The organism is Bradyrhizobium sp. Cp5.3 (genome assembly GCF_000426265.1).
Taxonomy (GTDB): Bacteria; Pseudomonadota; Alphaproteobacteria; order Rhizobiales; family Xanthobacteraceae; genus Bradyrhizobium; species Bradyrhizobium neotropicale.
In genome coordinates, this window is record NZ_AUFA01000034.1 from 56,292 (window position 1) to 72,087 (window position 15,796).

General features: G+C 65.6%; 15 protein-coding genes. 6 read left to right on the forward strand and 9 right to left on the reverse strand.

Features of this window, described 5'->3' with window-relative positions:
• Positions 1-50 precede the first annotated feature (50 nt).
• Entirely contained in the window at positions 51-893 is an 843-nt protein-coding gene (locus K289_RS0131735; RefSeq protein ID WP_027555164.1) for a hypothetical protein, read from the forward strand.
• Positions 894-904: 11 nt separating this feature from the next.
• Here K289_RS0131735 and K289_RS0131740 read toward each other — a convergent pair whose 3' ends face one another.
• Both K289_RS0131740 and K289_RS0131745 read right to left on the reverse strand, forming a co-directional pair.
• Complete coding sequence (locus tag K289_RS0131740; RefSeq protein WP_027555165.1) at positions 905-1,567, reverse strand: response regulator transcription factor; 663 nt, start codon at positions 1,565-1,567, stop codon at positions 905-907.
• Positions 1,564-2,964: a histidine kinase gene (locus tag K289_RS0131745; protein ID WP_027555166.1), complete on the reverse strand. Its 1,401-nt coding sequence runs from the start codon at positions 2,962-2,964 to the stop codon at positions 1,564-1,566. The genes K289_RS0131740 and K289_RS0131745 overlap by 4 nt, the downstream gene beginning before the upstream one ends.
• 180 nt (positions 2,965-3,144) lie before the next feature.
• Here K289_RS0131745 and K289_RS0131750 point away from each other — a divergent pair, with 180 nt between their 5' ends.
• Positions 3,145-4,047 (forward strand): DUF3280 domain-containing protein, encoded by a 903-nt coding sequence (locus K289_RS0131750; RefSeq protein WP_027555167.1) that lies wholly within the window; start codon positions 3,145-3,147, stop codon positions 4,045-4,047.
• Between the two features lie 7 nt (positions 4,048-4,054).
• Here the strand turns inward: K289_RS0131750 and K289_RS0131755 are convergent, their stop codons facing one another.
• Genes K289_RS0131755 through K289_RS0131765 form a run of 3 tightly spaced genes read right to left on the reverse strand, consistent with a single transcriptional unit; the run spans position 4,055 to position 7,089 of the window.
• Positions 4,055-5,086: an L-idonate 5-dehydrogenase gene (locus tag K289_RS0131755; protein WP_027555168.1), complete on the reverse strand. Its 1,032-nt coding sequence runs from the start codon at positions 5,084-5,086 to the stop codon at positions 4,055-4,057.
• 23 nt (positions 5,087-5,109) lie between these two features.
• Complete coding sequence (locus tag K289_RS0131760; protein ID WP_027555169.1) at positions 5,110-5,877, reverse strand: glucose 1-dehydrogenase; 768 nt, start codon at positions 5,875-5,877, stop codon at positions 5,110-5,112.
• Positions 5,878-5,889: 12 nt separating this feature from the next.
• A complete protein-coding gene (locus tag K289_RS0131765) occupies positions 5,890-7,089 on the reverse strand; it encodes a mandelate racemase/muconate lactonizing enzyme family protein (protein ID WP_027555170.1) in 1,200 nt (399 codons plus the stop codon).
• A gap of 184 nt (positions 7,090-7,273) precedes the next feature.
• On the opposite strand from K289_RS0131765, the gene K289_RS0131770 reads away from it, so the two are divergent.
• Positions 7,274-8,041, forward strand: coding sequence for a GntR family transcriptional regulator (locus tag K289_RS0131770; RefSeq protein ID WP_027555171.1), 768 nt, complete (start codon positions 7,274-7,276; stop codon positions 8,039-8,041).
• Between the two features lie 25 nt (positions 8,042-8,066).
• Positions 8,067-9,431, forward strand: coding sequence for an MFS transporter (locus tag K289_RS0131775; RefSeq protein ID WP_027555172.1), 1,365 nt, complete (start codon positions 8,067-8,069; stop codon positions 9,429-9,431).
• A 92-nt stretch (positions 9,432-9,523) separates the two neighbouring features.
• On the opposite strand, the gene K289_RS0131780 is transcribed toward K289_RS0131775, so the two are convergent.
• The 4 genes from K289_RS0131780 to K289_RS0131795 form a co-directional block, all read right to left on the reverse strand.
• Complete coding sequence (locus K289_RS0131780) at positions 9,524-9,760, reverse strand: hypothetical protein (RefSeq protein WP_027555173.1); 237 nt, start codon at positions 9,758-9,760, stop codon at positions 9,524-9,526.
• A 114-nt stretch (positions 9,761-9,874) separates the two neighbouring features.
• Positions 9,875-11,134, reverse strand: coding sequence for an arsenic transporter (locus K289_RS0131785; RefSeq protein WP_027555174.1), 1,260 nt, complete (start codon positions 11,132-11,134; stop codon positions 9,875-9,877).
• 82 nt (positions 11,135-11,216) lie between these two features.
• Positions 11,217-11,657 carry an EamA family transporter gene (locus K289_RS0131790; RefSeq protein WP_027555175.1) on the reverse strand — a complete coding sequence of 147 codons (441 nt, stop codon included), beginning with the start codon at positions 11,655-11,657 and terminating at the stop codon, positions 11,217-11,219.
• Positions 11,658-11,733: 76 nt separating this feature from the next.
• Positions 11,734-14,211, reverse strand: a complete 2,478-nt coding sequence (locus K289_RS0131795; protein WP_027555176.1) for a PAS domain S-box protein — start codon at positions 14,209-14,211, stop codon at positions 11,734-11,736.
• Between the two features lie 240 nt (positions 14,212-14,451).
• On the opposite strand from K289_RS0131795, the gene K289_RS0131800 reads away from it, so the two are divergent.
• Together K289_RS0131800 and K289_RS49240 are read left to right on the forward strand one after the other, a co-directional pair.
• On the forward strand, positions 14,452-15,513 hold the full coding sequence (locus K289_RS0131800; RefSeq protein ID WP_027555177.1) for a putative zinc-binding metallopeptidase: 1,062 nt from the start codon (positions 14,452-14,454) through the stop codon (positions 15,511-15,513).
• Positions 15,514-15,689: 176 nt separating this feature from the next.
• On the forward strand, positions 15,690-15,796 hold a 107-nt coding region (locus tag K289_RS49240), incomplete at its 3' end, for a biotin carboxylase N-terminal domain-containing protein (RefSeq protein ID WP_156918301.1).

The window sequence follows — 15,796 nt, forward strand, 5'->3', positions numbered from 1 at the left end:
TGACAGAATTACTACCGTTGGATGTCATATTGACTACAGCGGAGCGGTTCATGTTGCAGTGGCAGGCGCGGTCAAATCCCCTCGCGTGGTGGTGGGGGTCCCTGACGCTGGTCAGTACCGCGAACATCCTCGTCTGGTTCATGCTGTACCGCGAGTTCTACCCAACCCCCGCGGCAAGTGTGGGCGGCGGGTCCGACATCGGGCTGATGTTCCTGCTCTGCGCCGGCTATGTGTTCGGCTGCGCCTTCCGCTCTGTGCTGCCGCGGGCCGACGTGCAGCGCATCTGCCTGTTCGACACCTGGCTGTCGAGCGTGTTTGTCGGCCGCACGGTCGCGACCGTGGCCGAGCTCTGCTTCGCCGCGCAATGGGCGATCATCCTGCACCAGCTCGGCAGAATGGCGGGTGCCGAGACCGCAGTGAATATCGCGCTCTTGATCGTGCCGGTGATCATCATCGCGGAGTGCTTCTCCTGGTACGCGGTCGTGACCACCAATTTCCTCTTCAACGCGATCGAGAACTCGCTGTGGGCGGTGACCTTCTTCCTCGCGGGAATCGCGCTGTGCCGCCTGATGCCTGAATTCCAGGGGCCGGTGCGCTGGGCGCTGATCGCCGGCATCGTCGGCATCGCCTGCTTTCTCGCCTTCCTCGTCACCGTCGACGTGCCGATGTATCTCAGCCGCTGGCGGGCTGGGCACGCCGAGGGCGGCAAGTTCCTCGGCTTCCTCGAGGGCCTGCATGATGTCTCTACGCGCTGGGTGGTGACCCACGACGTCGCGCACTGGAAGGGCGAACTCGTCTGGATGGCGCTGTATTTCAGCGCTGCAGTGTGGTCGAGCCTCGCGCTCTGTGCGCTCTACGCCATGGAAGGTTATCTCACGCGCTTTCTCGCCTGAAGGGCGCGCGCTCACGCCTCGCCGAGATCAGCTTGCGTCAGCAGGCCCTGGCGCAGCGCCAGCCGGACCAACTCGATGTCGGAGGCGACGCCGAGCTTGTCCTTGATCAGGGAGTGCAGATTCGCCACCGTCTTCGGGCTGACGTGGAGCGTTTCGGCGATCTCCTCGGTGCTCTGCTCGGCGAGCAGCAGGCGCAGCACCTCGAACTCGCGTGCGGTGAGGACATCGGCGGCGGAGCTTTCGCCCGCGAGCCGGCTCAGTGCGAGCTCATGGTCGATGTCGGGGCTGATGGCGATCTTGCCGGCGAGAATGTCGGTCACGGCGCGGACCAGCGTCTCAGGCGGGCTGGTCTTGGTGACATAGCCCCTGGCGCCGGCGCGGATCGCCTGCACGGCAAAGCCGGCGTTCTGGTGCATGGTGAAGACGAGGATGCGCGCGCCCTTGTCCCATTGCCTGATCCGCCTGATCGCCTCGATGCCGCCGATGCCGGGCATGCTCAGATCCATGATCACGAGATCCGGCTTTGCCGATTTGAACAGGCGGTAGGCCTCGGCCCCATCGGAGGCCTCGGCCACAACGCGGAAGCCCGGCTGCTTCTGTAGCACCGAGCGATAGCCTTCGCGGACGACGGCATGATCGTCGACCAGCATGATGGCGCAGCCGGTCCCGTTCATGCGGCGTGCTCCATGGCGATGGGATCGACGGGAGCGGGGATCACGACGCGCAGGGTCCCGCCGCGATCAGGGCCAGTCTCGAAACTCAGCCGGCCACCGAGCGCAGCGACGCGCTCGCGCATTCCAAGCAGGCCCATGCCGGACTTGACGGCGGCATCGCCCGGACGGCCGTCATCGGCGATGCAAAGCGCGATGGCCCGGCCACCGGTAGATGCGGCCTCGCGCGCGGTCAGTTCCAGGGAGACGCGGGTCGCGTCGGCATGCTTTGCGGCGTTGGTGAGCGCCTCCTGCACGATGCGGTAGAGTCCGGCGCCGATCGCGGCGGGCAGGTTCTCGAACGCGCCGTCGAAGCGGGCATCGAACCGGGGCCGGCCGCGGCTGCGCCCGTTCCAGCCGGCAACCAGGCCCTCGAGGCTGGCGACGAGGCCAAGCTCATCGACATCGGGCGGGCGCAACCTGAAGAGCGCACCTCGCAACGTCTCCATCATGTCCGTGGCGGTGCGCGAGATGGCGTCGCATTCCGGGAGCAGAGCGGGGCAGTCCTCGGCGGCGGTCTGGCGTGCGGACGCCGCGAGGGCGCGGATGGCGGCGAGCGATTGCCCGAACTCGTCGTGCAGCTCGCGCGCGAGATGGCGGCGCTCCTCGTCCTGGAGGGCGATCAGCTTGCGCGTCAGCTCGCTGCGCTCGGCGAGCGTGGTGGCGAGAGTCTCGGCCAGATGGTTGAACACCTCGCGAATGGCCGACAACTCCGCCAGGTCGAACGGCGGCAGCCGCGCCGTCAGGTCGTTGGCGGCGATCCGTTCGAGGCCGGCGCGAACCACCTGGGTCGGGCGCAGCGCGCGGGCCAGTGCCGCATAGACGAGGGCACATAGCAGCGGCAGCGCGAGCGCGAGCGCGGCCATCAGCCGGCCGGCCTCGTGCCAGGCTTGTGTCGTCAGCACGGCCGGGTCGATCCAGACGACGGTCTCGCCGATCTTCGCCCCGCGGGACTCCACCGTCCGCACCGCCTCGCGGCCGGGGTCGAACAGGCTGCGATAGAAGGCGGCAAAGACCCGCGGCGGTTCAGCATCGGCATTGGGCGCGCCGCCGCAGAAACGCTGGACGACATCGCCATTGCCGCCGCGAAAGGCGAGACAGAGGCCGGGCGCCATCACGGAGGCGGCGACGCCGTCCAGGTCCGGAAATTCGGAGCGCGGGTTGTTCACCCATTGGATCTTGTTGTGCTGGAGCTCCAGCGTCCGCGCGGCGAGGCTGGCGACGGCATCGATCCTCGCATGCACGGAACGGTCGGCCTCGACGAGGAAGTAGGCCGCGATCGCCGCGAAGCAGAAGGCGGAGATCATCGCCACGCGGAGCGTCAGGCGGAGTTTGAGGTCGGGCTTGAAGCGGTTCCACATCGGCGGACACCCTGGACTTGGTCTTTCGGCATTTAACGGCAGAACGGAACCGCCGGAAAGCGCCGCGGATGATCCGGGACGATGTCGTGAAATTTTCCCGGCCCTGCCCGGGAAGTGGATGGCTGCGGGCCTGGGGCTCCCGGCCTAGCGTTGAGGCCCGTTCATCCCGCGAGGCCGCCCATGCGTCGATCCCTGCCTGCCTTCGCTGCAGCTCTTCTGCTCGCTTTCACCGCTGCGTCTGCGGCGGCCGGTACCGACGGCGGCGTCGCCGCAGCTCAACCTGTCGGCGTTGCCATCGATGACTTCAGCTATACCGACACGTCGGCGGAGCCCACCAACCAGACCGCCGTCCACGAGAAGCGGCTGGCCGCATTTATGGCGGCGCTACGACGGGACGTCACCGCCGACCGGCGCTACCGGCTTGCGCCGACCGTGCAGGAGGGGGCGGCATTCAAGGTCATCGGCGGCATCCAGAAGACGAGCACGCTGGTGCAATGGGCGAAGGTCGCGGTGATCGACGTCGCTGCCCGCAAGGTCGTGATGGACAAGCTCTACACCTTCCGCGGCGACAACGACGAGTCCTGGGCGCGCGCCGAGCTGTTCGTCGTCCGCGAGATCCTGGCGGCGCTTGCTGCACCGGCGCCCATCGCGCTGGCGGTGTTCGAGTTCGAGCTCGACGACAACACGGCGGCGCCTTCGACCGGCCTCGCGGCCGCCGACGTATCCTATCTGGCCGAGGTGACGACCGCCGTGCGCGACGCGCTGGGGCAATCCGGCCGCTACCGCATCGTCGACGTCAGCGGCGCACGCGAGGAGGCCGTGACATCACGGGCCTTGCGCGATTGCAACGGCTGCGACGCCGCCATCGCCGGCAAGCTCGGCGCGGATCAATCGTTGATCGGCGTGGTGCGGCGGGTCAGCCGCACCGAATATACGGTGGGCTTCCAGCTCCGGGACGCTCGGACCGGCGCCGTGGTGTCGCGCGGGGACAGCGGGCTGCGCATGGGCGCCGACTATTCCTGGAAACGCGGCGCGGTCCGACTGGTCAGCGATCGCCTCGTCGAAGGCGCCGCGCAGCCCTGAGACTGCTTCAGAACGTCAACTGCACCTTCATCGATTGGGCGCGGTCGCTGGCGAGCTCGAACGCCGCGACCGCGTTCTCGAACGGCATGGTGGCGGTGATCAGCGGCTTCACGTCGATCAGGCCTTCGCCCATCAGCCGCACCGCGAGCTCGAATTCGGGATCGAAGCGGAAGGTGCCGCGAAGCTGCAATTCCTTGGCGACGATGGTGTTGATCGGCAGCGTCATCTCGCCGCCGAGGCCGAGCTGAACGAGGGTGGCGCCCGGCCGCAGCACGTCGAGCGCGGTGCGCAGCGCGGCCTGGTTGCCGGAGGCTTCGAACAGCGTATCAAACACGCCTTTGCCCGCGCGCCAGGGATCGAGCGCCGTGGCATTGCTTGCGACATTGATGGCGTGAGTTGCGCCGAGCTTCTTGGCGACCGCAAGCGGCCCCTCGGCGACATCCGTCACCACGATCTCGGCGGCTCCGCCGAAGCGCGACACCAAGATCATCAGCGCGCCGATCGGGCCGCAGCCGGTGATCAGCACGCGCTTGCCGAGGAGGGAACCGGCCTGCTTGCCGGCATGGAGGCACACCGCGAGCGGCTCGGCGACCGCAGCTTCGGCCAATGACAGCTTGTCCGCGATCGGCACGGCCTGCGTGGCGTCGACGGTGAGGAATTCGCGAAAACCGCCCTGCACATGGGGAAAGCGCATCGCGCTGCCGAGGAAGCGCATGTCGAGGCACTGGTTGCGCATGCCCTCCTGACAATGCAGGCACTGGCCGCACGGCTTGCTCGGATTGACCGCGACGCGCATCCCCGGCTTCACGTTGGTGACGCCGTCACCGACCGCCGCGACGACGCCGGCGATCTCATGCCCCAGCGCCATCGGCTGCTGGATCCGCACGGTACCGAAGCCGCCGTGATGGTAGTAGTGCAGGTCGGAGCCGCAGATGCCGCCATTGGCGATCTTGACGCGGACCTCGCCCGGGCCGGGCACAGCATCAGGATAGCTGTCGATCCGCAGGTCCTTCGGTGCGTGAATGACGACGGCGCGCATGGCTGCTGCTCCCTTGTTCGCGATCACATCGCGGCGATCATGCCGCCATCGACATAGATGATCTGGCCGTTGACGTAGGTCGATGCGTCGGACGCCAGGAAGATCGCGGCGCCCACCAGCTCATCCGGCTTGCCCCATCGCTTGGAGGGAATGCGGCCCATCAGCCAGTTGTTGAAGTCGGCATTGTTGACCAGCGCCTCGTTCATGTCGGTCAGCATGTAGCCGGGGCCGATCGCGTTGGCCTGGATGCCATGCTGGGCCCATTCCACCGCCATCGAGCGGGTGAGGTTCTTGATGCCGCCCTTAGCCGCGGTGTAGGGCGCGATGGTGGGGCGCGCCAGTTCGCTGGCGAGCGAGCCGATGTTGATGATCTTGCCGTGCTTGCGCGGGATCATGCGCTTGGCCGCCTCGCGGCCGATCACGAAGGCGCTGGTGAGGTTGGTCTCGATTACCTTGCGCCACTCGTCCGTGGTGAATTCCACCAGCGGCTTGCGGTGCTGGATGCCGGCATTGTTGACGACGACGTCGACGGCGAGGCCTTGTCTGTCGAAGTTCTCGAAGGCGGCAACGATCGCAGGCTCGTCCGTGACGTTGAAGGCCGCGCCCTCGGCCTGATGCCCCGCGGCGCGAAACTCGCCGACGGCCTGCTCGACGCGCTTGGGGTCGACGCCGTTGACGATGATCTTGGCGCCGGCCTTCGCCATGCCCTCGGCGATGGCGCGGCCGAGGCCGCGGGAGGAGCCGGTCACGAGCGCGGTGCGGCCGGAAAGATCAAAGAGGGAAGTGCTCATCTCAAAAATTCCTCAGACGTTGGAGCGGCGCACGGTGAGATCGCTGCGGTCGAATACCGCGGGCAGGAGGTCGACGCCAAGGCCGGGTCCTTCCATCGGGAAGACGTAGCCGTCCTTGATCACCGGCATGGTGGTGACGAGCTCATTGTACCAGCCCTTGTAGAAGGCGCGCACCGATTCCTGGATAAGCGTGTTGGGCTGGCTGAACGACATGTGGATGGCGGCGATGAAGCCGATCGGGCCAATGCAGTCATGCGGGGCGAAGGCCCGGTGATAAGTCTCGGCCATCGCGGCGATCTTGCGACCCTCGGTGAGGCCGCCGGTCCAGCACAGGTCCGCCATCACCACATGCATGGCATCGCGGTCGAGCATGTCCTTGTAGGGGAAACGCGACCCCAGCGTCTCGCTGGCGCAGACCCAGACGTCGGTCGAGCGGGCATATTCGGCCAGCGCCTGCGGCGAGTTCATGCGGATGGGGTCTTCGTACCAGGTCGGCTTGTACGGCTCGAGGGCGCGCGCGATCTGTTTTGCCGTCGGCAGGTTCCACAGCGAGTGGAGTTCGACCATGATCTCCATCTTGTCGCCGACGGCTTTGCGGATCTTCTCGAACGGCTCGATCGCCTGCTTCATCTGGGCCGCCGTGATGAACAGACCCTTGTTCTCCTGTGCCGCGGGATCGAACGGCCAGATCTTCATGGCCGAGATGCCGCTTTCCAGCAGGCTTTCGGCCAGCGCATCGGCGCGGGTCATGAAGGCGTCGAGATCCTCGTAGGGTCCTTCGGAGGCGCCGAGATTCCAGTTCGCGACCGGGCTGATATTGGTCGAGCGGACATATTTGGTGCCGGCGCAGGTGTTGTAGATGCGCTGCTTGTCGCGGCAGAGGCCGCCGAGCATCTGGTGCACCGGCTGGCCGCAGACCTTGCCGAACAGGTCCCACAGCGCGATGTCGATTGCGGAGGCCGCGCGGTATTCGACGCCGGTCGAGGACTGCGCCATCGGCAGGTTCAGCATGTCGCGATGGATGGCCTCGATGTGCAGGGGATTGCGGCCGAGCAGGCGGCCGGCAAAGGTGTCGTGGATCTGTGCTTCGACCGCGCCGGCACCGTAGAAGGTCTCGCCAAGGCCGATCACGCCGGCATCGGTGTGGACGCGTACCCAGATGACGTTGGAGAATTCCTCGGTGCGCAAGGTTTCGATCGACGTGATCTTCACGGCAACAGTCCTCCCGTCAGACGCATGCCGCGCCCGTCTTGTTGTTGATTTCGGCGCCGACTGAGCCGGCTGCCTCGGCCGGCAGTCATACGCCTGCTTGTAATATATCACAACATGTTTTAAGGGTGTCACAAATAAGACGCCGCCCTGCAAGGACGACAATGCGGGCTGACGGGAGGATGAGATGGCACGGCGCAAGCGCGCGCTCGAGGTGGTGAGACACGAGGACGACGGCGATGGCAGGCCCAGCCGCCGCAACCGGCTCAACTTCTTCGAGCTTGCTTATCAGCGGATCGAGGAACTGCTCGTTCACTGCGAGCTCAAGCCCGGCCAGTTCATGACCATGCTGGAATTGCAGCAGATCACCGGCTTCGGCCGCACGCCGGTGCACCACGCCGTCAATCGCCTCTCCGCCGACACGCTGATCATCATTCGTCCGCGCCACGGCCTGCACATCGCGCCGATCGATCTGGCGCGCGAGCGCATGTTGCTCGGCCTGCGCCGCGACATGGAGCGCTTCGTGATCCGCCTCGCGGCCGACCGCGCCAGCCTTTCGCATCGCAATCAGGCGCTGCACATCGAGCGGCTGCTCCGCGATCGCCGCGCGAGCCTGACCCTCGATGAATTCAACAGCATCGACCGCCGCATCGACGCGCTGGTGCTTGAGGCGGCCGGTGAGCCGTTCCTCGCCCACACGCTGCGGCCGCTGCATACGCTCTATCGTCGCATCGGCTTCATCCACCACCGCTTCATGCCGGGCCAAACCGATTTATCCGGCACGATCGATCACCATCTCGCCATTCTCAACGCGGTCGCCAGCCGCCGCGTCGATGACGCGGTGAAGGCGAGCGATGCGCTGATCGACTACATGGACTTCATGTTCGCGGGAATGGAGGCGGGGATCGACCCGCGCCTGCTCGACTGCAGCATCGAGCCGTTACTCGGCGCCTAAAGAGTTTTCAGGAGGACCAAACGACATGTCAACGATGGCCATGCCACAGCCGACCGCGAGCGAGGCTGCGGTCCGCTACCTCATTACGAACTACAGTCCGAAAGGCAACAAGGTCGGCTGGCTGATGATGGCCTCGATCCTGGTCGAAGCCTGGGATCTCTATTCGATCGCGTTCGTGCTGATCTTCATCCGCGAGCAGTACAATCCCGATCCGTTGATGCTGGGCCTTGCCGCCGCCGGCACGCAGGGCGGCGCCCTGATCGGCGCGCTGCTCGGCGGCTGGCTGTCCGACAAGATCGGTCGCCGCGTCATGTTCCTGATCACGATGGTGATGTTCATCATCCTTGCGCTCGCGCAGGCCTTCGTGCCCAGCGTCGGCTGGCTCGTCGTGATCCGCTTCCTGCTCGGTGTTCCCCTCGGCTCCGACATCTCGACCGGCTACACCTACATCATGGAATCCATGGCCAAGGGCGAGCGCGAGGTCATGGGCAACCGCTGGCAGTTCATGTTCGCGGTCGGCGAAGTCCTCACCATCGGCGTCATCGTCATCTTCCTCCTGATCGACATGCAGCACGAGATGCTGTGGCGCGTGACGCTCGGCCTCGGCGCGGTGCCTGCGCTGATCATCCTGATCATGCGCCATGACGTGCCGGAGACGGCGGTGTGGCTGGTGCAGAAGGGACGCTACCGCGAAGCCAAGCAGGTCGCACGCGAGATGTTCAACGACAATCTCGACATGCTGCCGGACCAGGACGTGAAGGTGCCGAAGGTCTCGACCCGCGACTTCCTCGCCGATCTCAGGAAAGATCCGATCCGCTGGCGCGCCACGGTCTACGGCTGGATTGCCTGCTTCGCCCAAGGCAGCGAGTTCTCGACCTTCGCGTTCTACCTGCCTGTGCTGTTCGTCATGGTCGGCGTGTCGAGCGTGCTCGGCAACAACCTGGTGACGATGGGGCTGTTCTGCTTCGCCGCGTTGTCGGGTTGGGTCGGTCCGCTCTTGACACCGAAGATCGGCCACCGCGGCATCGCGATCGCCGGTTTCGGCATCGTGCTGGCCTCGCTGCTGGTCGCGGCGTTCGCGCTCTACACCGACAACAAGATGCTGCTGCCGTTCGCGGCGGCCGCCATGCTGTGGGGCCATTATTGGGATGCGTCGAACTGCATGACGATCCCGACCATGGTCGCTAAGCCGAAATATCGCGGCACGGCCAGCGGCTTCGCCTACATGTTCGTGAAGCTGCCGTCGTTCCTGGCGATCTTCCTGTTCCCGTCGCTCTTCGCGGCGATCGGGCAGGCCAATGCCACGCTGTTCGTCGCGATCTTCCCGCTGATCGGATTGCTCGCCGCAATCTTCATCCTGCCGGAAGTCTACGGCTACGAGAACGACTGACGGTACTTGCGGGCGGACTTGTCCGCCCGCGCATCACGATGACTGATCGCGGCTTGACCGCCGCGATCAGTACGCTCGGCAGCCCCAGCCGTTCACGGGCTCATGAAGATCGGATCGATGCCCGCCGTATGACCGAGCAGGCCGACGGCTTGCAGTGCGGCGCTGTGCTGGTCGATCTCCACGATGGCGAGCAGGAGCAGCAGCACCACGGCCGTGAAGGTGAGCAGGGAGTGTGCTTTCTCGGGCTGACGTTCGCCCGGGCCGGACAATCCCTGGATGCGGCGGCGCAGGGAGAAGCTGTGCGGCAACGCCTTCGACTGAATCTGCATGATGGACCTCCTTGCCGCGCCGCATGAGGAGGCGCGACAACCGAACTTTAGGTCCGTCCTTGCTGGCGACATTGATGCGCCGCAAATGGCCGCGCTTAAATCCGGCGCACGCCGCTACCATATCGCGGCAGCTAGCGCCGCGATCAGGGCCGGCGGCGTCACGAGCAGGCCCAGCTTGAGGAATGGCCAGGCGCCGACCTCGATCTTCTCCCGCCGCAGCGCCACCAGCCACAGGATGGTGGCGAGGGAGCCGGTGATCGAAAAGTTTGGCCCGAGATCGACGCCGATCAGGATGGCGCTGACGACGGAGGCGGGCAGGTGGTCGCTGGCGACGATCGATCCCGCCACGAGACCTACCGGCAAATTGTTGGCGATATTGTCGGCAATTGCGGTTGCGATCCCGACGCTCCAGGCAGCTTTTGGCACCGATTGCGCGACGGCCTCGTGCAGCAGCGCGGAGAGATGGCCGATCACGCCGGTCTTCACCAGTGCTTCCACCATGACGAAGAGTCCGCCGACCAGCGGCAGCACGCTCCATGACACGTGCCTCAGCACCGGCAGTGGCGACTGGCGGCTGAGCATGAGAACGAGGCCGGTCGTCACGGCGCCGCAGACGAAGGTCGGCACTCCCAGTTGCTTGTCGAGCGCGGAGGCAGTCAGCAGCACGGCGCCGATCGCGGCGATGCCGACGGCGGTCAATTTGCCGCCACGGCTGAGCTTCCGGTGCGGCACACGACGCTCGATGGTCTCCTCCTTCAGCGCGCGATGCTGGGTGAGGCGCAGCACGATGTAGGTCAGCACGATCGAAGCGAGCGAGGGCAGCGCGAACAGGCGCAGCCATTCGGTGAGGTGGGGCATGCGGGAGCCGAACACCACGAGATTGGCCGGGTTCGAGATCGGCAGCACGAAGCTCGCGGCATTGGCGATGAAGGCGCAGACGAAGAGATAGGGCAGCGGCTTGGCGCCGGCAGCGCGCGTCGCCGCATAGACCGCGGGTGTGAGCACGATCGCGGTGGCGTCGTTGGAGAGCAGCACCGTCACCAGCGTGCCGACGAGGTAGATCAGCAGGAACAGCCGCTGCGGCGAGCCGGCTGCGTATTCCACCGCGAGCGCGGCGAGATAGTCGAACAGGCCCTCGAGCCGCGCCAGCTCCGCGATCAGCATCATGCCGATCAGGAAGAGGTAGACGTCGAGACCTTTCTCGATGCCGACAAGCGCATCCTGCCAGGTCAGGAAGCCGAGCAGCACCAGCGCGGCGGCGCCGATGACGGCCCAGATCGCCTCCGGCAGGCGATAGGGGCGGATGATCACCCCCCCAGTCGCGGCGAAGATGATGCTCCAGGTCCAGATGGCGTTATGCGGCGCGGTCGGCACGTTCAGTCCTTGTCATGGGATGAATTCATTCGGCAGCGATAGCCGAAGCTGGCGGTGCTGTCTTCCCCTGCGGGCGGATACCTCAAAACTTGACCGCGAGCAGCACTGCGCCGGCGCCGATCATGGCGATGCCGAGCCAGCCCTGCGCGGTCGGGCGCTCGCCGAGAAAGGCGAAGGCGAACAGGGCGACGAGGACGACGCTGAGCTTGTCGATCGGCGCGACCAGCGTTGCCGGCCCGAGCTTCAGCGCGCGGAAATAGCAGAGCCAGGACGCGCCGGTCGCAAGCCCCGACAGCACCAGGAAGAGCCAGGTCTTCGACGAGATCGCCACGGGCACCGCGAACTGGCCGGTGAGGAACAGCAGAACCGAGAATGCAAGCAACACGACGATGGTGCGGATGAAGGTCGCAAGATCCGGATTGATGTTCTCGACGCCGACCTTGGCGAAGATCGCGGTCAGCGCCGCAAAGCAGGCGGACAGCAACGCCCAGGTCTGCCAGGCGGAGAGGAGGGCGGGTTTCATGAGTTACCTGCTATGGCGTGATCATTCGAATTTGTACGGATCGTCGGGACGACGGCTAAAGTATTGCTGCTCGAATTCACCGCACCACGGACAGCTTCTCCGTGATCGCCTTGCGCAGGATGCGCGAGAGCGATTCCACCGAATATGGCTTCTGGATCAGCTCGAAGCCGCGATGGGCGTTTTCGGCGAGCACGTTGCTGTAGCCGCTGGTGAGCACGACGGGGAGGCCCGGATAGCGCTCGCGGATGATGCCGGCGAGCTCGACGCCGTTCATGCCGGGCATGATGACGTCGGAGAAGACGAGGTCGACGGCGAATTCGTTCTCGCCGAGGATCGCGAGCGCCGCATTGGCGTTGGCGACGCGGCGCACGACATAGCCGAGGTCTTCGAGCAGCTCGGTGGAGAATTGGCCGACATCGTCATTGTCCTCGACCACGAGCACGCGATAGCCGCGCCCGGTGGTCGCGGCCTCGTGGGTCAGCGCCGCAGCTTCCTTCTCGGTGGCCGGGCTCGGCGCCTGCGGCAGATAGATGGTGAAGGTCGCGCCGTGGCCCTGTGTGCTCGCGACCGCGATGTCGCCCTCGGACTGTTTTGCGAAGCCGAAGGCCTGGCTCAGGCCGAGGCCGGTGCCCTTGCCGACCTCCTTGGTGGTGAAGAACGGCTCGAAGATGGCGTCGACATTTTCCGGCGCGATGCCGCTGCCGGTGTCCGACACCGAGATCGCGACGTAGTCACCACTGCGCGCTGATTGCGCGCGCAGGCTTGGAATGCCCGGGACTTTCCGAACCACGATGGTAAGCCGGCCTTCGCCGTCCATCGCGTCGCGGGCATTGACGGCAAGATTGATCAGTGCGGTCTCGAACTGGGCGATGTCGGCCACGGTGAAGCAGTCGGCGTCCGCGACCTCGACCGCGATCTCGATGCTACTGCCGACCAGCGGCCGCACCAGCTGCGCCACGCCCTCGACCTGGTCGCCGACGTTGAAGATCTGCGGCTTCAGCGGCTGCCGGCGCGCGAAGGCGAGGAGCTGCGCGGTCAGCTTGGAGGCGCGCTCGATGGTTTCGGAGATCGCGTCGACATAGCGGCGGCGGCGCTCCTCCGGCAGCTCGCGGCGCCGTAGGAAGTCGGTCGCCGAGCGGATGATGGTAAGGAGGTTGTTGAAATCGTGGGCGACGCCGCCGGTGAGCTGCCCGATCGCCTCCATCTTCTGCGACTGCCGCAGCGCCTCCTCGCCGCGCCGCCGATCGGTGATATCGACGGCTTCGGGCACGGCGCCGGAAATGTTGCCGTGACGGTCGAGCACAGGGCGCATGCCGAACTCGAAATCGCGCTCGCCGACGGGAAGGCGAAGTCGCATTTCCATCCGCACGGCTTCGCCTTTGAGCACGGTGTCGAACGCCTCGCGCACAATGGTGCTCATTCCCTCTGTGCCGGTGAACCAGGGCGTCTCCCAGAACGGCTTGCCGATGACGTCGCGGGCCTCGGCGCGGATGCCGTCGAGCGCGGTCCGGTTGGCGTAAAGCAGCTCGCCCCTGAGGTTGACCAGGCCCTGATACTGGTTGCTGGTCTCCAGGATCGCGCGCAGCCGCGCTTCGTTGGATTCGAGCTCGGCGGTGCGCTCGGTGATGCGCTCTTCCAGCGTCTCGTTCAGCCGTCTCAGCTCGATCTCGGCCTGCTTGGCGACGGTGATGTCGTGGGCGACGCCGATGAAACCGATATGCTTGCCGGTCGGGTCCCAGCGTGGCTGCGATTCCGAGCGCAGCCAGCGCCAGTCGCCATTGGCATTCTTGTAGCGCGCCTCCAATACGAACGGCTTGAGCGAAGCTTCACCCTGGACCGATTGCTGCAGCACATGCGGCAGGTCGTCCGGATGCAGCACCTTGCGCCAGTCGAAATCGATGGCCTGGTCGTAGGGCAGGCCGACGAAGTCGACATAGGCCTGGTTGGCGAAGGAGCGTTTGCGATCGAGCTTGGTCACCCAGATCGGCACCGGCGCGCTGTCGGCGATCAGCCGGAAGCGCTCCTCGCTCTCGCGCAGCGTCTCGCGGGCGAGCATCTGGGCGGTGATGTCGAGGTCGGCACCCACGAGCCGGAGCGCGCGGCCATCCGACCCGCGCTCGATCTTGCCGACCACGCGGATCCAGCGAATCTCGCCGTCGTTCGACCGTATAATGCGGTATTCGTCGGAATAGTCGTCGCTCGTGCTCTTCAGGGTGTCGAAGAGGTGCTCGACCGTCCGCTCGCGATCGTCCGGGTGGATCCTGCCGACCCAATCCTCGTAGGTTTCTCCGGCCGCCTCGGAGGCCAGGCCGTGCACCAGCAGATATTCGGGGGAGCGGCGGTTCTTGACGCCATCGCGAAAGTCGATCTCAAGCCCGCCGATCCGGGCGATGCGCTGGATCCGCGCCAGCTCCGCCTCGCGCTCCTGGAGCGCATGATAGGCATTGTCGCGCTCGCGCGCGATCTCCTCCAGGTGCTGACGCAGCCTTTCGGCAGCGATGGTCTCGGGCAAGGGTTCGTTCAAGGCGTCGGCCGTCGTGATGCGGGTGCGCACATGCCGGGCCGATATTCACACAGACGGGGCGGGATGACCATTGCTGAGTGGAAGAGAACTTAAGGAACGCTGCTCCGCGCTCTCGGGGGTATCGACGTCAGATGTGGAAGGCATGAACCGCGGGCAACGCCGGGTCTGGCATTTTGTTCCGGAGACTGGAACGATCGGCCTGCGGACGCGTCGTCGCCGGACGCAACAAGTGCCCTTTCACAAAGACTTCCTTTCAGGAGAGGCTAAATCTTGAAGCTCTTTCTCTGCCAGGCCTGCGGCAACGTCCTCTATTTCGAGAACCGTGCCTGCGAGCGTTGCGGCCACAGGGTCGCCTTCCTGCCCGAGAAGGAGACGATGTCGGCGCTTGAGCCCGATGGGGACGGCTTGACGACGCTCGCCGACAAAGGCAAAGGGCGGATGCTGTGCCGGAATGCCGAGTACGACGCCTGCAATTGGCTGACCGATTCGGACGATGCCAACGGCTATTGCCGCGCCTGCCGCCACAACGGCATGGTGCCGGACCTGTCCGACCCGGCCCAGCTTGCCGGCTGGCGCGAACTCGAGGTTGCAAAGCACCGTCTGTTCTATTCCCTGATCCGCTGGAAGCTGCCGCTGCAGACGCGGCAGGAAAATCCGGCGCATGGCCTGATCTTCAATTTCCTCGCCGACGACCCCAACAGCGGGCACAGGGTCATGACCGGCCATGACAGCGGGCTGATCACCATCGCGCTCACCGAGGCCGACGATATCGAGCGCGAGCGGCGTAGGCTCGAGATGGGCGAGCCTTACCGGACGCTGCTCGGGCATTTCCGCCACGAGGTCGGGCATTATTTCTGGGACGTGCTGGTGCGCGATGGCGACAGGCTCGCTGAATTCCGCGCGGTGTTCGGCGACGATTCTGCCGATTACGGCCAGGCCTTGCAGCGCCATTATGCAGAGGGCGCGCCGCCGGACTGGCAGCAGACCCATGTGTCGGCCTACGCGACGATGCATCCCTGGGAGGACTTTGCGGAGACCTGGGCGCACTATCTCCACATCGTCGACACCCTGGAGATGGCAGCCGAATTCGGCATGGAGGTACGCCCCAAGCTCGACCGCGATGGGGAGTTGACGGCGCGCATCCGTTTCAACCCCTACGAGGTCAGGGACGTCCAGGCGCTCGTCAATGCATGGCTGCCCTTCACCTTCGCCACGAACAGCGTCAACCGCGCCATGGGGCTGCGCGACCTCTATCCCTTCATCCTGTCGCCCGCGGTGGTCGCAAAGCTTGGCTTTGTTCATAGCCTCGTGCGGGACGTGGCCGCGGCCTAGGGCCGCGCGGAGCCTGCCGGGCTTGCGTTGAGGCCCAGTCTGGTACGCCAGGGGCGCGGATTTAAGCCGTTGCCTCCGGCCCGTTTTGATGTACCACGGGAGCCACACGGCCCTTCCCCAAAAAGGCTCCAACGGCGAGGGAAGGGTCCCGCCCAAGGTTGAGACCCAAGAAAATCATGTTCAAACGCATCCTGATTGCCAATCGCGGCGAAATCGCCTGCCGGGTCATCAAGACTGCCCGCCGGATGGGAATTCAGACGGTTGCGGTTTATTCCGAGGCCGA

Coding starts and splice junctions, on each gene's coding strand:
- K289_RS0131735 (WP_027555164.1), top strand. CDS start 51: ATGTTGCAGTGGCAGGCGCGGTCAAATCCCCTCGCGTGGTGGTGGGGG.
- K289_RS0131740 (WP_027555165.1), bottom strand. CDS start 1,567: ATGAACGGGACCGGCTGCGCCATCATGCTGGTCGACGATCATGCCGTC.
- K289_RS0131745 (WP_027555166.1), bottom strand. CDS start 2,964: ATGTGGAACCGCTTCAAGCCCGACCTCAAACTCCGCCTGACGCTCCGC.
- K289_RS0131750 (WP_027555167.1), top strand. CDS start 3,145: ATGCGTCGATCCCTGCCTGCCTTCGCTGCAGCTCTTCTGCTCGCTTTC.
- K289_RS0131755 (WP_027555168.1), bottom strand. CDS start 5,086: ATGCGCGCCGTCGTCATTCACGCACCGAAGGACCTGCGGATCGACAGC.
- K289_RS0131760 (WP_027555169.1), bottom strand. CDS start 5,877: ATGAGCACTTCCCTCTTTGATCTTTCCGGCCGCACCGCGCTCGTGACC.
- K289_RS0131770 (WP_027555171.1), top strand. CDS start 7,274: ATGGCACGGCGCAAGCGCGCGCTCGAGGTGGTGAGACACGAGGACGAC.
- K289_RS0131775 (WP_027555172.1), top strand. CDS start 8,067: ATGTCAACGATGGCCATGCCACAGCCGACCGCGAGCGAGGCTGCGGTC.
- K289_RS0131780 (WP_027555173.1), bottom strand. CDS start 9,760: ATGCAGATTCAGTCGAAGGCGTTGCCGCACAGCTTCTCCCTGCGCCGC.
- K289_RS0131790 (WP_027555175.1), bottom strand. CDS start 11,657: ATGAAACCCGCCCTCCTCTCCGCCTGGCAGACCTGGGCGTTGCTGTCC.